13 protein-coding genes are annotated in these 15533 nt (G+C 65.2%); all 13 read left to right on the top strand.

The genetic code is table 11. The features are described 5' to 3' along the window. Window positions 1-19: 19 nt before the first annotated feature. On the top strand, window positions 20-1135 hold the full coding sequence (gene ald, locus B2747_RS19800; protein ID WP_291165167.1) for an alanine dehydrogenase: 1116 nt from the start codon (window positions 20-22) through the stop codon (window positions 1133-1135). Window positions 1136-1368: 233 nt separating this feature from the next. Beyond that, a complete protein-coding gene (locus tag B2747_RS19795; protein ID WP_026850734.1) occupies window positions 1369-2406 on the top strand; it encodes a rod shape-determining protein in 1038 nt (345 codons plus the stop codon). 12 nt (window positions 2407-2418) lie between these two features. Next, window positions 2419-3459: a rod shape-determining protein MreC gene (mreC, locus tag B2747_RS19790; RefSeq protein WP_291165161.1), complete on the top strand. Its 1041-nt coding sequence runs from the start codon at window positions 2419-2421 to the stop codon at window positions 3457-3459. A 29-nt stretch (window positions 3460-3488) separates the two neighbouring features. Further along, on the top strand, window positions 3489-3971 hold the full coding sequence (gene mreD, locus B2747_RS19785) for a rod shape-determining protein MreD (RefSeq protein ID WP_291165157.1): 483 nt from the start codon (window positions 3489-3491) through the stop codon (window positions 3969-3971). Between the two features lie 52 nt (window positions 3972-4023). Then, window positions 4024-5784 carry a penicillin-binding protein 2 gene (gene mrdA, locus B2747_RS19780; protein ID WP_291165154.1) on the top strand — a complete coding sequence of 587 codons (1761 nt, stop codon included), beginning with the start codon at window positions 4024-4026 and terminating at the stop codon, window positions 5782-5784. A gap of 4 nt (window positions 5785-5788) precedes the next feature. Then, window positions 5789-7051: a rod shape-determining protein RodA gene (gene rodA / locus B2747_RS19775; protein WP_291165151.1), complete on the top strand. Its 1263-nt coding sequence runs from the start codon at window positions 5789-5791 to the stop codon at window positions 7049-7051. Between the two features lie 73 nt (window positions 7052-7124). After that, on the top strand, window positions 7125-7997 hold the full coding sequence (gene accD, locus B2747_RS19770) for an acetyl-CoA carboxylase, carboxyltransferase subunit beta (RefSeq protein ID WP_291165148.1): 873 nt from the start codon (window positions 7125-7127) through the stop codon (window positions 7995-7997). Between the two features lie 106 nt (window positions 7998-8103). Beyond that, window positions 8104-9351: a bifunctional folylpolyglutamate synthase/dihydrofolate synthase gene (locus B2747_RS19765; RefSeq protein ID WP_291165145.1), complete on the top strand. Its 1248-nt coding sequence runs from the start codon at window positions 8104-8106 to the stop codon at window positions 9349-9351. 9 nt (window positions 9352-9360) lie between these two features. Continuing rightward, window positions 9361-10668, top strand: coding sequence for a histidine--tRNA ligase (gene hisS, locus B2747_RS19760; RefSeq protein WP_291165141.1), 1308 nt, complete (start codon window positions 9361-9363; stop codon window positions 10666-10668). Beyond that, window positions 10661-12130, top strand: a complete 1470-nt coding sequence (gene proS, locus B2747_RS19755; protein ID WP_291165138.1) for a proline--tRNA ligase — start codon at window positions 10661-10663, stop codon at window positions 12128-12130. Before hisS ends, proS begins: the two co-directional genes overlap by 8 nt. After that, on the top strand, window positions 12112-13425 hold the full coding sequence (lysA, locus tag B2747_RS19750; RefSeq protein ID WP_291165135.1) for a diaminopimelate decarboxylase: 1314 nt from the start codon (window positions 12112-12114) through the stop codon (window positions 13423-13425). Before proS ends, lysA begins: the two co-directional genes overlap by 19 nt. Then, a complete protein-coding gene (locus B2747_RS19745; RefSeq protein ID WP_291165133.1) occupies window positions 13425-13937 on the top strand; it encodes a metallophosphoesterase family protein in 513 nt (170 codons plus the stop codon). Before lysA ends, B2747_RS19745 begins: the two co-directional genes overlap by 1 nt. Continuing rightward, window positions 13937-15490, top strand: coding sequence for a glutamine-hydrolyzing GMP synthase (guaA, locus tag B2747_RS19740; RefSeq protein WP_291165130.1), 1554 nt, complete (start codon window positions 13937-13939; stop codon window positions 15488-15490). Before B2747_RS19745 ends, guaA begins: the two co-directional genes overlap by 1 nt. Window positions 15491-15533 lie beyond the last annotated feature (43 nt).

Raw genomic sequence — 15533 nt, 5'->3', positions numbered from 1 at the left:
CACTCTACACGAGCTGAATATGCGTATCGGGGTTCCCAAAGAGATCAAGACGAACGAGAACCGCGTGGCGCTGGTGCCGGCAGGTGCGGAAGCGCTGACGGCCTTGGGTCATGAAGTGTTTGTCGAGACCGGCGCCGGCATCGGCAGCGGGTTCGACGATGACGACTACCGCGCTGTAGGCGCGCAGATCGTGCCCGATGCCGCGACGGCGTGGGGCAAGGCCGAGTTGCTGCTCAAGGTCAAGGAGCCCATTGCCAGCGAGTGGCAGCATCTGCGCTCCGACCTCACGCTCTTCACGTACTTCCACTTCGCCGCTGATGAAGCGCTGACCAAGGCGCATCTCGCGAGCGGCGCAACGTGCATTGCGTACGAGACGGTAGAACTGCCCAATCGCGACCTGCCCCTGCTCATCCCGATGTCCGAGGTGGCCGGCCGCATGGCGGTGCAGGAAGGCGCCAAGTACCTCGAGAAGCTCTTTGGCGGCCGCGGTGTGCTGCTGGGTGGCGTGCCGGGTGTGGCGCCGGCCAAGGTGGTCATTCTTGGCGGTGGCATTGTCGGCGTGAACGCCGCCAAGATGGCCGCCGGTCTCGGCGCCAAGGTCGTGGTGCTGGACCTCTCGCTCGAGCGTCTGCGCTACCTGAGCGACGTGATGCCGGCCAACGTGCAGCTCATTCACTCGAACCGTCACAATATCCTCGAGCAGATCAGCACCGCCGATCTCGTCATCGGTGGCGTGCTCATTCCGGGGGCCAAGGCGCCCAAGCTCGTGCGCCGCGCGGATCTGGCGCGCATGCGACCGGGCGCCGTGATTGTGGACGTGGCGGTGGATCAGGGTGGCTGTGTGGAGACCATCAAGCCCACCACGCACGAGAACCCGACGTACACGGTGGACGGCATCATCCACTACGGCGTGGCCAACATGCCGGGCGCCGTGCCGCGCACCAGCACGCTGGCCCTCACGAACGCCACGCTCCCCTACACCTTGCAGCTGGCCAACAAGGGCTGGAAGCGGGCGCTGTCGGAGAATCCGGCGCTGCTCAAGGGGCTCAACATGTCGCAGGGTCAGGTCACGTACCGTGGGGTGGCCGAGGCTTTCGGCATGGACCTCGTGGACGCGGCCAGCTTCGTCGGTTGATCGAAGACGGACCGAAGCGGCCCCCCTGTCCAGCCGGGCAGGGGGGCCGCTGCCGTCTCGGGCCCGCAGCCTGAGGCGGAGCCGAAGCCGGAGGCGGATAACGTGGTCTAGATCACGTAATGCCAATAGCTTGTCCGCTTTCGCGTGCACCGATACTTTACCGCTAGCCGCCGCTGCCCGTCTTTCATCGAGGCGCTGCCCCGTTTCTGGGCGCGCCACCCCGAGCCCCCTGGATGTTCTGGCCTTTTAGCAAGTCCAATTCGTTTTTTCCGGCGAATGCCATCGCCGTTGACCTTGGCACCGCCAACACGCTGATCTACGTCAAGGGCGAAGGGATCGTGCTGAACGAGCCGTCCGTTGTGGCGCTCGATCGCGAGACCAAGAAGATCAAGGGCGTCGGCCTCGAGGCGAAGCGTATGCTCGGCCGTACGCCCGACGGCATCATGGCCGTGCGTCCCATGAAAGACGGCGTGATTGCCGACTTCGACGTGACGGAAAAAATGCTGCGCTACTTCCTCACGCTCGTCATCGACAAGCACGTCTTCAAGGTGAAGCCGCGCGTCATCGTGTGCGTGCCCTCCGGCATCACCGAAGTCGAAAAGCGCGCCGTGCGTGACTCGGCGCTGGGTGCTGGCGCGAAGGAAGTGTTCATGGTGACCGAGCCCATGGCAGCGGCCATCGGTGTTGGCCTGCCGGTGGAATCTCCCACGGGCAACATGGTCATCGACATCGGTGGTGGCACCACGGAAATCGCCGTCATCGCGCTCAGTGGTATTGTCAGCGACACGTCCATTCGCACGGGTGGCGACGAGCTCGACATCAGCATCGTGCAGTTCATGCGCAAGAACTACAACCTGCTGATTGGTGAGCCCACGGCGGAGCAGATCAAGATTCAGATCGGCTCGGCGTATCCGGTGGGCGAAGAGCGCGAGATGGAAGTGAAGGGTCGTGACCTCGTGTCGGGTATCCCCAAGACGGTGCGCGTGCACTCGAGCGAAATTCGCGAAGCGGTGCAGGAGCCCATCCAGCAGATCGTCGATGCGGTGCGTCGTGCGCTCGAAATCACGCCGCCTGAACTCGCGTCGGATATTGTCGATCGTGGCATCGTGATGACGGGCGGCGGGGCGCTCATCCGCGGCCTCGACGTATTGCTCAGTCAGGAGACGGGGCTGCCCATTCACGTGGACGAGGATCCGCTCACCTGCGTCGTACGCGGCACGGGCAAGATCCTCGACGACGAAGAGAAGTACTGGTCGGTCCTCACCACGTAAGGGAGCAGCAGCGTGGCGCGGAACGCCCGCGGAGACAGTCGTCTCGACACCGGCCTCGTGCTGGTGTGTCTGGTGCTGGGGTTGATTGCGCTCGTGTCACCGCGTCGAGTGCGCGAGCAGGTGGCAGCCACGCTGCGCGCCACCGTACTCATGCCGCTGGTGCAACTCGAAGCGCGTGCATCCACCGTGCGTGCCGCCGTCGTGTCGCGCAACGATGTGTTGCAGGCCCGCGGCTCTGCCGTGGTGGACACGTTCTCCATGCGCGCCGTGCGCGAGGAGAACGCCACGCTGCGCGGATTGCTCGGCCTGTCTGCGCGACTGCAGGATGGCTTCGTGCCCGCCGAGTTGCTGCCGCAGCGTCCCGGCGACGAATTCACGATCGCGCTTACGGCCGGTAGCGATGTCGGCGTGGAAACGTTCTCGCCGGTCGTGACCGCGAACGGTCTTGTGGGCATGGTGGCCAGCACCGACCGGTACACGAGCAGCGCCATCACCTGGGCGCACCCCGACTTTCGCGTCAGCGCCATGAGTGTGGATCAGTCGGCGTTTGGCATCGTGCAGCCGCATCTGGCGAGTGGCGCCGAACGTTGGTTGCTGGAGATGCGTGGCGTGCCATTTCGTGCCAAGCTCGACACAGGCACCCTCGTGGTGTCCTCCGGGCTCGGCGCGACCTATCCGCGCGGGATACCGGTTGGCGTGGTCATTGGTGAACTCTCCACGCCGGAGAAGTGGGCGCGCACCTATTTGCTGCGTCCCGTCGTGTTGCCGGACGCCATTGGGCCGGTGCTGGTGCTCAAGTCGGCGCGTGCGCAACAGGGCGTGAACGGCGTGTGGACCAGCGTGGCGGCTGCCGACAGCGCCGCACGCGCCGTGGCCGTTGCCGGCGACTCCATCGCACGCAAGGCCGCCTTCGACGAACTCACGGCACGACGCGCCGTGCTGGACTCGTTGCGGGCGGACAGTCTGGCGCGCGCTGACACCATCGGTGGCGGAACCATGCCCCGCCCTGATTCGACCAAGCGGGTGGGGCCGCCTCCGGGAGGTCTGCGCTAGTGCGCCCAACACCTGGAGGTAGTTCCGGCTTGGGCAGCGCTCTGCGGGGGCTTGCTGGCTTTGTGTTGCTCATGCTCGCGCAGTTCGGCGTGCGGCCGCTCTTTCCCGGCCGTGTGGCCGTGGACTTTGCACTCATCGCCGTGTTGTTCGCGGCCGTGCGCCTCCGGCCCGGCGTAGCGGCGCTCACCGGGTTTCTTGTGGGGCTCGCGGTGGATGCGCTGGCCCCCGACAGCTTTGGTGCGAGCACGCTGGCGTTGACGCTTATCGCCTTTGGAGCCTCGTGGCTCAAGGCGGTATTCTTCGCCGACCACGTGGGCCTGACGGGCCTGTTCGTTTTTGTGGGGAAGTGGGTATTTGATATCGCGACCACCCTGCTCATGGGCGCGGCACTGGGCACGTCACTGGCGGTCTCTCTGCTGGTGTGGGCCCCGCTGTCTGCGGCGCTGACTGCGGTGGTGGCGGTGTTGCTGCTCGTGCTGTTCCGTCCGCTGTACCGCCCACCAGGGCGCTGACGTGTTGCCGGCCGCCATCGGGCGGCCGAGGAGTGTCGGCAGGTGAGCCACCATGAGTAACCATCCCAATGCGGTGCTGCGCCGGGCCCGCGTGGCGCGTGGGCTGCTGATCGGTCTCTTCCTCCTGCTCGGGGGCGCGTTCTTCCGCGCGCAGGTGCTGGAGAATGAGACCTATCTGCTGGCGTCGGAGTCCAATCGTCTGCGCGAGGTGCCACTGCCCGGTGCCCGCGGCATCATCTACGATCGCAACGGCGAAATCATTGCCGAGAATCTGCCGGGCTACTCGGTATCCATTCTGAGTCCCACGGAAGATTCGCTGCGCTCCGCGCTCCGTACGCTCGCCACGGTCGTGGACATCGACTCGGCGCAGCAGGAGCTCGCCGTGCGTCGCTTCCGCAAGGCGCGCACGCGACCGGCCGTGATTTTCAACGACGCCTCGTTTCAGATCGTGTCGGTGCTGGAGGAGCGTCGCGCCGAATTCCCCGGGCTGATCATTCAGAACTCACCCAAGCGTTACTATCCCGACGGGCCCGCGGTTGCCGCGCTTGTGGGCTACACCGGTGAGATTTCCGACGCCGATCTCGCGAAGGAGCGTTACGAGTCGTACAAGGCCGGCCAGCAGATCGGCAAGCAGGGACTCGAGGCACAATACGAAGAACTGCTGCGTGCCCGCGAGGGGCAACGTTTTGTAGAAGTTGACGCGCGCAATCGTGTCGTGCGGGACAACGGGGTGCGTCCCGAAGTGCAGCCCGAGGCGCCACCACCACTGCGCACCAACATCGACATCGATCTGCAGCGGTACGCACACGAGTACTACGGCGACTCGCTGCGTGGCGCGGTTGTGGCGCTCGACCCCAAGACCGGCGGCGTGCTGGCATTGTACTCAGCGCCGAGCTACGACATCAACCGCTTCATCGGCGGCATTCCGGCGTCGTATTACAACCAGTTGCTCGGCGACAAGCATACGCCGCTGTACAATCGTGCGGTGGCCGGCACGTATGCGCCCGCATCCACCTGGAAGCTGGCGACAGCCATCATCGGCATGGAGCGCGGCCTGGTCACAATGGGCACGCGCATGCCGCAGCCTTGCACAGGCGGCTATTGGATGGGCCGCGTGTTCAAGTGCTGGGACAAGAAGGGTCACGGCGACATCACACTGGCGGAGGCCATCGCCAAGTCCTGCGACGTGTACTTCTATCAGCTTGGATTGCGCATCGGGCTCGACAGCCTGCTGGCAGGTGGCGTGCGCTTGCGCTTTGACCGCAAGTCAGGCGTGGACCTGCCGTTCGAGAAGACGTCCACGTGGCCGGATACGCGCAAGTACTTCGACCGGCAGTACGGAGCACGCGGCTGGAATCCGTCCGTGGTGCTCAGCCTGTCCATCGGCCAGGCCGACAACGCGCAGACGCCCATCAACATGGCCAAGTTCTACACGGCACTGGCCACCGATGGCTACGCCGCCACGCCGCAGATCGTAGCCCGCGAACCGCAGCGCGAAAAGATCCTCAATCTCACGCCGGAGCAACTGCAGGGCATCAAGGACGCGTTGTCCGACGTGGTCTCCCGCGGCACCGCGGCTGGCGCACAGATCAAGGGCCTCACGATTGCCGGCAAGACCGGCACGGCGCAGGTCAACGGTCAGAAGGACAACGCCTGGTTTGTAGGCTACGCGCCGGCAGACAATCCCAAGATCGTCGTGGCCATCATCGTGGAAGAGGGGCTGCATGGTTCGTCGGCGGCTCGCGTGGCCACCAAGCTGATGGAGCGATATCTCAAGACGTCGCTGACCATCGCCAACACCATTACCGACTGACGGCATGCCGACCTCCATTCTCCGGCGCCAGTCCATCGACATTCCGCTGCTCATCACGGCGCTGCTGCTCAGCATTTTTGGCGTCGCCATGGTGTACTCTGCCGGACAGGTGGAAACGCCGCGAGCGGGTGTCGCCACGCTGTGGCAGAAGCAGGCCCTGTTCTTTGGCGTGTCGCTTGTGGTGGCCTGGGTGGTCATGCAGGGCTCCGTGCGGCTCATCGAGTGGAGTGCCTGGCCGCTCTATGTCCTTGCCTGCGTGATGCTGGTGGCGCTGCAGTTTCTAGGCACCGGCGCCGGCACTGCCGCCAGTACCAAGCAATGGCTCACCATCGGTGGCGTGCGTCTCGGGCAGCCCGCTGAGCTGGCCAAGCTGGCCACGACCTTCATGCTGGCGCGTGTACTGGCGGCGCAGCGCGATACCGTGACCACGCTGCGCGAGCTCTGGAAGCCGATCATGGTGGTGGCGGTACCCTGGGTGCTGGTGCTGGCCACCAAGGACCTCGGCACGGCCCTCACGTTCATTGGCATTCTGTTCGCCATGCTGTTCTGGGCCGGCGTGCCCTGGCCCCTGCTGCTCATGCTGGCCAGTCCCGGCATCAGTCTCATTCTGGCGTTCAGCACCGGCGTGTGGGGCGCCTGGTTCCTCGTGCTGGTGGCCCTCGTATTCTGGTATCGCCCCTACCTCGTGGAAGGCGTGGCGCTGGTCGTGGCCAACGTGGTCATGGGCGTGGTGGCCCCGTTGCTCTGGGATACGCTCAAGCCCTACCAGCAGAAGCGCCTGTTGGTGTTCCTGGACCCGTCCATCGACAGCCAGGGCTCGGGCTGGAACGTGACGCAGAGCAAGGTGGCCATTGGTTCCGGTGGCCTGTTCGGCAAGGGCTTCACCATGGGCACGCAAAAGCGCCTCGAGTTCATCCCGGAACGCCAAACCGACTTCATTTTCTCCATTGTCGGCGAAGAGCTGGGGTTCATTGGCGTGTCGCTGGCCCTCGGCCTCTTTCTGGCGCTTTTCCTCCGCAGTACGCGGGTGGCAAGCCGTGCGGCGGACATGTTTCCGAGTCTGGTGGCCTTCGGGCTCATGTCGGCCTGGTTCGTGCACGTCATGGTGAACGTGGGCATGACGCTCAACCTGATGCCTGTCACGGGCATCCCGCTGCCGTTCTTCAGCTACGGCGGCTCATTCCTCATGGTGAGCTGGCTGGCTGTGGCCGTACTGCTTCGCATTTCGGCCGAAGGTCGGGGGCAGCCGGACGCCCTCGGTCTCTGACCGTCCCAAGTACTGAGAAGCCGGGACGCAAGGCCTAGCCTTCCGACCGACGTCTTTCGATCTTTCACGGTCTATGGCCTGGTTCCGGAAGGAAAAGAAGCCCCGCCAGCCGCTCCGCGAGCGGCTCGAAATCCCACGGGATACCTGGGAGAAGTGCGAGGCCTGCGATCACACGGATATCCGTGACAAGTTCCTGCGCAATCTCAACGTCTGCCCGGCGTGCGACTACCATCGCCGGCTCAGGGCGTTCGACTACGCGTCGTTCCTCCTCGACGAGGGCACGATGCTCGAAGTCGGTGGCGAACTGCGCTCGGTCGACCCACTCGGATTCCCGGACTATCCGAGTCGCCTCAAGAAGGCGTTGACCAACGCTGGCGACACGGACGCGATTCTCACTGTCACCGGTCAGCTCGAAGGCATGCCCGTGGGCATCGGTATCATGGATTTCGCCTTCATGGGCGGCTCCATGGGCTCGGTAGTGGGTGAGAAGATTGCCCGCCTCGGTCAGCGTTCGCTGGAGAAGAAGCACCCACTCGTGGTGGTGTCGGCTTCGGGCGGTGCGCGCATGCAGGAGGGCATTCTGTCGCTCATGCAGATGGCCAAGACCTCGGCCGTGCTTTCGCAGCTCGCCGAGCGGCGCATCCCCTACATCTCGGTGCTCACCAACCCCACCACTGGTGGCGTAAGTGCGAGCTTCGCGATGCTGGGTGACGCCATCATTGCCGAACCGGGCGCCGTGATTGGTTTTGCCGGTCCGCGCGTCATCAAGCAGACGCTTGGACAGGACCTGCCCGAAGGCTTCCAGACGGCAGAGTTTCTGCTCGAGAAGGGCATGGTGGATCGTGTGGTGCACCGCAAGGAACTCAAGGGCACGCTCTCGCGCCTGCTTCGCCACATGACGGGCAAGCCGGCCGCTGCAGCGGGGTATTCCCAGCAGGAAACCTGACCGAGCGGCCTTGGGTGATCCCCTGAGCCATCCGCTGGCACCGCCTCCCTTGGAGGAGGCCGGCAGTCGCGCGTCGGAGTCGGCCTACCATGCCGCACTCCGACGCTTGTTTTCGCGCACCGGTGGTGCCTGGCGCCTCGGCCTCGAGCGCATGGCCGCCCTGCTCGAGGCACTCGGCAATCCCCAGCGCCAGTATCCGGTGTTCCATGTCGCCGGCACCAATGGCAAGGGGAGCACCGTAGCCACACTCGACGCCATCCTGCGCCACAGCGGACGTCGCGTTGGCAAGTACACCTCCCCGCATCTGGTCGACTTCAGTGAGCGCATCATGGTGGCCGGTGTGCCCATTGCGCATGCCGAGGTCACGCGCTGGCTCGAGACCCATGAGCCACTGGTGGCGGAATTGGGCGCCACGTTCTTTGAGGCGACCACGGCCATGGCCTTGCACTACTTTGCGCAGGCCGGCGTCGAGGTGGCCGTCGTGGAGGTGGGGCTTGGCGGGCGACTGGACGCGACCAATCTCGTGCATCCCGTTGCGGCGGGCGTGACACAGATCGGCTTCGATCATCTCGAGTTTCTGGGCGATACACTCGAAGCCATCGCCAGCGAGAAGGCGGGTATCTACAAGGCCGGTTGCGCGGCGGTGATCGGCGAAACGGACCCCGCCATTCGTGCGGCGCTGCAAGCGCACGCCGAATCGGCCAGCAGTACACCGATCCTGGTGACGGGCCGTGACTGGCAGGTGGAGCAGGTGAGTGTGGAGTCGGTGGGCACGCGCTTCACGCTGACGATGAACGGCCAATCCCGTGAGCTGCTCACGCCATTGGTGGGGCAGTTCCAGGCCCATAACTGCGCCGTGGCACTGGCCATGCTGCGCAGCGCCGGATCGCCGTGGGCAGAGCTGGCCGAGCATCCGCAGGAAGCCCTTCGTGGCGTACGGCTGGCTGGTCGCTTCCACCACGCGCCCCCCTGGCTGTTTGACGTGGCGCACAATGCGGACGGGGCGGCCACGGTGGTCAACAATCTGCTGGCCGTGGGCGTGCCGCACCCGGTGACGGCGGTTGTCTGCGTCCTGCGCGACAAGGACTGGCGGGGCATCCTGCAGGCCGTATCACGCGTGGCGGAACGCATCGTTGTCACGATGGCGCCCACGGCACCGGTCAGTCGCTGCTGGGACCTGCACGAGGTGGCGGCATGGGCCGAGGCCGAGCGTCTGCCCGTGACACGCGTGGATGACTTTTCGAGCGCGCTGGCCGAGGCTCGTGCCGAGGCGGCGACCGTGTTGGTGACGGGCTCCTTCCACACGGTGGGCGATGCCATGGAACGGTTGCAGGTGCCTCCGGTAGCTCGGTAACTTTCCGGGATGTCACAAAAGCCGCTCCCGGGATTTCGCGACTTCTATCCAGACCAGTTCGCCGAACGAGCCCACATCTTCGATACCTGGCGCCGCGTCGTGCGGCGCTATGCGTTTCAGGAGTACGATGGTCCGCCGCTCGAGCCACTCGAGCTGTACACGCAAAAGAGCGGCGAGGAGATCGTGACCCAGCTGTACAACTTCACCGACAAGGGTGAGCGCGCCGTCGCCATGCGTCCGGAAATGACGCCGACGTTTGCGCGCATGGTGGGTGCGAAGGCGCAGGCGCTGCGCAAGCCGGTGCGCTGGTTTGCCATTCCGCAGCTTTTCCGCTACGAGCGCACGCAGAAGGGGCGGCTGCGCGAGCACTTCCAGTTGAACGTGGACATCGTGGGCGAAGCCGACGTGCTGGCCGACGCCGAGCTCGTGTCCATCGCGATCGAGATCATGCGCGCGTTTGGTCTGAGCGATCGCGACGTACGCGCACGTGTCAGTGACCGACGGCTGTTGAACGGTCTGCTCACGCACCTCGGCATTGGCGAGGCCTCGTGGGCGGCCGTGTACGCGGTACTCGACAAACTCGAGCGGCAGCCGCGCGAGGTCTCAGCGGAGAAGCTTGCAGCGGCCGGACTCGACGCCAACATCGTGGACACGGTGCTTGGCTTCGGCACCCTGGATTTCGCGACCGTGGCGGCACGGTATGGCGACGCCCCCGCGGTACGGGAGCATGTCGAGCGTTTCCGTCAGTACCTCGCGCATCTCGATGCGCTGGGCGTGGCCACGTGGGTGCAGTTCGATCTCACCATCGTGCGTGGTCTGGCGTACTACACGGGCATTGTCTTCGAGCTCTTCGACAACGTGGGTGAGTTCCGTGCCATTTGTGGTGGTGGGCGCTACGACAACCTGCTCAAGTCCCTTGGTGGCACCGATCTCCCAGCCCTTGGCTTTGGCATGGGTGATGTTGTCATTGGTGAATTGCTGCGGAGTCGTGGTCTGCTGCAGGCGGCGCCGGCGACACCAGCGTTCTGGGTGGCACAGTCGCCCGATACCGGCGACGCACCACACGCCGCGCTGCGAACTGCACGGGCGCTGCGCGACGCCGACTGCGCGGTGGAGTATGCGCTGCGCAGTCAGAAGCTCGACAAGCAGTTGGAAGCGGGCCGCAAGGCCGATGCCCGCGCCTTCGTGATCGTTGACCCGTCGTCCACTGAGGCCCCGTGGCGGGTTCGGCGCTCGGCGCACGACGATCTGGTTTTTTCCTCGCTCGAGGCCCTCGTGGCCTGGGCATCCATGCCTCACGAGTCCAGCCATGAGTGACGACAAGAAGCTGACCCCACGCGCTGAAAACTTCAGCGACTGGTACAACGAACTGGTGCTGCGCGCCGAGCTGGCAGACTACTCGCCGGTGCGCGGGTGCATGGTCATTCGTCCGTTGGGCTACGGCATCTGGGAGCGCATGCAGCGCGCGCTGGATGACATGTTCAAGGCCACCGGCCACGTGAACGCGTACTTCCCGCTGTTCATCCCCGAGAGCTTCCTCTCCAAGGAGGCCGAGCACGTGGAGGGCTTCGCGCCCGAATGCGCGGTGGTGACACACGGCGGTGGCAAGCAGCTCGAGGAGCGCCTGGTGGTGCGCCCCACCTCGGAGACCATCATCTACTCGATGTTCGCCAAGTGGGTGCAGAGCTACCGCGATCTGCCTCTGCTATACAATCAGTGGGCCAACGTGGTGCGCTGGGAAATGCGCACGCGCCTCTTCCTGCGCACCATGGAGTTCCTCTGGCAGGAGGGCCATACGGCGCACGCCACGCACGATGAGGCGGAAGAGGAGACGCGTCGCATGCTCGGCGTGTACCGCACGTTCATGGAGGAGTACATGGCCATGCCCGTGATCACCGGTCAGAAGACCGACGCGGAAAAGTTCGCGGGCGCGCTGCGCACCTACTGCACCGAAGCGATGATGCAGGACAACAAGGCGCTGCAGGCCGGCACCTCGCACAACCTGGGGCAGAACTTCGCCAAGGCCTTCGATCTGACCTTCCAGAACGAGGCCGGCCAGATGGATCATGCGTGGAACACGTCGTGGGGCGTGTCCACGCGCATGATCGGCGGACTCGTCATGACACATGGCGATGATGCGGGGCTGCGTCTGCCGCCGCGTCTCGCCCCCATCCAGATGGTCATCGTGCCCATCTGGAAGACCGACGAGGAACGTGCGGCCACCATTGAAGCGGCCAAGCGCATCGCCGAGGACCTTGGCAGCTTCAAGCGTCCGGACCACGAGCGCATTCGCGTGCACGTGGACGACCGCGTGGGTATCAAGCCAGGCGCCAAGTACTACCACTGGGAACTGCGCGGCATCCCGCTGCGCATGGAAATCGGTCCGCGTGATCTCGCGCAGCAGAGCGGCATGCTGGTGCGGCGCGACACGCGCGAGAAGCGCGCGATTGCGCTGGACACCCTGCGCACGGAACTGCCGGTGGTGCTCGAGCAGATTCAGGCCGACATGCTGGCCGCCGCGCGTGCCCGTCTTGAAGCCAACAGCATCCGCGAGCCCATCAGCTACGAGCGGTTCAAGGAAGTCATGGAAGGACCGGGCGCCTTTGTGTACGCCGGCTGGAACGGTGATCCGGCCGTCGAGGCGCGGGTCAAGGAAGAAACCAAGGCCACCATTCGCTGCATTCCCGATGCGGAGTTCCGTTCACCGGTCGCTCCCACCACCTGCATGGTGACCGGCGAGCCGGCCAAGTACGAGGTCGTGTGGGCGCGCTCGTACTGACGCCCGCCGACGGCGCCCCGTCGGTGACGGCCAGCGGCTTCGTACGCCGCGACGGCGTGCTGCACGCGGAGCAGGTGCCGCTGCCCGCCATCGCGGCGGCTGAGGGCACCCCGGCCTACGTATACAGCGCCTCAACCATCCGGGCACGCTATCGGGTCCTCGACGAGGCCTTCGCGGGTGTGGATCATCACATCCACTTTGCGGTCAAGGCCAACTCCAATCTGGCCGTGCTCGGACTGTTGCGTGAACTCGGTGCGGGTGTGGACATCGTGTCGGGCGGCGAACTGCAGCGCGCGCTGGCTGCCGGCTTTCGCGGCGCGGACGTCGTGTTCAGCGGCGTTGGCAAGACCGTCGAGGAAATCGACATGGCGCTGGCTGCCGGCGTCCGCCTCATCAACATCGAGTCGGAAGCCGAGCTCGAGGTGGTCAACGCGCGTGCCGCGCTGCGTGGTGTGGTGGCGCCCATTGCCATCCGCGTGAATCCTGAAGTCACGGTGGATACGCCACACGCGTACATCAAGACCGGCGAGAAGGGCCAGAAGTTCGGCATCCCACGCGACGACGTCACGCGACTGCTCGGCGTGATTGCCGAACGTCCGCATGTGACCCTGCGCGGTCTCGGCATGCACCTGGGTTCGCAGATCAGCAATGCCGTGCCGCTGCGTGACGCCCTGCCGCGCCTGCTCGAGGCGGTGGCGCAGGCTCGCGCCCTGGGGCACGCGCTGCAATTCATCGACGTGGGCGGTGGCCTGTCGGTTCCGTATGCACCGGGTGAGCAGCCGGTCGATTTGCCGGACTACGCGACAGCCGTTCGCGCCGCGGTTGCGGGGACCGGACTCACGCTGTTGCTGGAACCCGGTCGATTTCTCGTGGCTGAAGCCGGTGTGCTGCTGACCACGGTGCTCTACCGCAAGCACGCCGCCGGCAAGGACTTCGTGGTGACGGACGCCGGCATGAGTGATCTCATCCGGCCGGCATTGTACCAGGCTTATCATGGCATTGAGGCCGTGCACGAGTCTGCGGAACGCCTCACGGCTGACGTCGTCGGCCCCATCTGCGAATCGGGCGACTTCTTCGCCAAGGACCGCGAACTGCCCGCGGTTCGCACGGGGGATCTGCTCGTGCTGCAGACCGCCGGCGCGTACGCCTTTTCGATGGCATCCAACTACAACACCCGCCCGCGACCGGTGGAAGTGCTCGTTGATGGTGAGCGCTTCGCGGTGGTGGGCGCACGCGAAACGTTCGACGACCTCGTTCGCCGCGAGCGTCTTTCCCCAGAGTGGAGATCCGTCTGATGCGCATTGGCCTGCTGTCCGACACGCACGACCGTGTGCCCGCTGTGCGGGCCCTGCTGGAGCAGATGCTGGCTGGCGGCGTGTCGCTGGTGATGCACGCTGGCGACTACTGCTCCCCGTTTTCGCTGCAACCGTTTCAGGATCTGTCACTGCCGTTGCTTGGCGTGTTTGGCCGCAACGACGGCGACCGTGATGCACTCGTGGCCGCGGCGCGCACCGGCTTCGGCGCTGCCGAGCTGTACGAGTCGCCGCACAGCTTTGATCTGGGCGGCAAGTCCGTGCTGCTCATTCACGATCTCGCCGATGTGCATCAGCGCAGCATCGACGGCCACGAGGTCATCGTCCACGGCTTCACGCACATCCCCGAGATGAAGTCGCGCGGCGATTCGCTGCTGGTCAACCCCGGTGAAGGCTGCGGCTGGCTGCACGGCGCGCCCACCGGCGCCATTCTCGATCTCGAGACCAAGGCGGTGGAATTCCTCAAGCTCACCGGACCGGAGTGGAAGTCCTGATGGCGCACGCAACCGACAGCCGCATCCTCATTCTCGACTGCGGCTCACAGTTCACGCAGCTCATTGCGCGCCGCGTCCGTGAAGCCCGCGTGTATTCGGAGATTCACCCGCCGACCAAGTCTCTCGACTGGATTCGCGCGTGGAAGCCGACCGGCATCATTCTCTCGGGTGGCCCGAGTTCCGTGACTGACGCCGACGCGCCGACGGTCCCGCGCGAGCTGCTCGACATCGCGCCCGTGCTCGGGGTGTGCTACGGCATGCAGCTCATTGCCCATCTCGAGGGTGGCGCGGTGGTCGGGGGCGGCCGCCGGGAATATGGACGGGCCGAGGTCACGATCGACGAAGCCGCCGGCATGTTTGCGGGCTTCACCGCGGGCGAAAAGACCACCGTGTGGATGAGCCACGGCGATCATGTGGAGACGGTGCCGCCTGGCTACGTGGCCACAGCGCATAGCGGCAGCACCTGTGCGGGATTCCGTCATGCCACCAAGCCGATTCATGCGGTGCAGTTTCACGCCGAGGTGCACCACAGCGCACGTGGTGCGGAAATCATCGAGAACTTCCTGTTCACGGTATGTCACTGCACGCCGGACTGGACGCCGGGGCATTTCATTGATCAGGAAGTCGCGCGCATCCGCGAGCTGGTGGGCGACCGACAGGTGATTTGTGGTCTGTCCGGCGGTGTGGACTCCAGTGTGGCGGCGGCTCTCGTGCACAAGGCCATCGGCGATCAGCTCACCTGCATCTTCGTGGATACGGGCCTGCTGCGCCTGCATGAGCGTGAACAGGTGGAGCGCACCATGGGCGCGCATCTTGGCATCCGGCTCATCACGGTGCGCGCCGAAGAGCGCTTCCTTTCCGCGCTGGCCGGTGTGGGCGAGCCCGAGCGCAAGCGCAAGATCATTGGCGAGCACTTCATTCGTGTGTTCGAAAGCGCATCGGCCGAAGCCGGCAAGGATGCGGCGTTTCTGGTGCAGGGCACGCTCTATCCCGATGTCATCGAGTCGGTCAGCGCCAAGGGTGGTCCCTCGGCCACCATCAAGACCCATCACAACGTCGGTGGTCTGCCCAAGGACATGAAGTTCGCGCTCATCGAACCGCTGCGTGAACTGTTCAAGGACGAAGTGCGCAACGTGGGACGCGAGCTGGGGCTGCCCGAGGAAATGGTGGGCCGTCATCCGTTCCCGGGCCCCGGGCTCGCCATTCGTGTGCTGGGTGAAGTCACGCCGGCGGCACTCGACATGCTGCGCCGCGCCGATGCCATCTACCTCGAGGAGATCCGCGCGGCGGGATTGTACCCCGATATCTGGCAGGCGTTTGCCGTATTTCTCCCCGTGCGTTCGGTTGGCGTGATGGGCGATGGTCGCACGTACGAGCACGTGATTGCGTTGCGCGCCGTGACGAGCACCGACGGCATGACGGCCGATTGGTATGCCTTCCCGCACGAAGTACTGGGCCGAATCTCCAGTCGCATCATCAACGAAGTGGACGGCGTCAATCGTGTGGTGTATGACGTCAGCTCCAAGCCCCCCGCCACCATCGAGTGGGAGTGATCCGATGAGCCTGCGCCGTTGCGTCCCATCCGTCGGCATGAGT

This window comes from Gemmatimonas sp. UBA7669 (genome assembly GCF_002483225.1).
GTDB lineage: Bacteria > Gemmatimonadota > Gemmatimonadetes > Gemmatimonadales > Gemmatimonadaceae > Gemmatimonas.
Note: the sequence above shows the minus strand (reverse complement) of the source record. Positions and strands in the feature narration are given on the sequence as shown.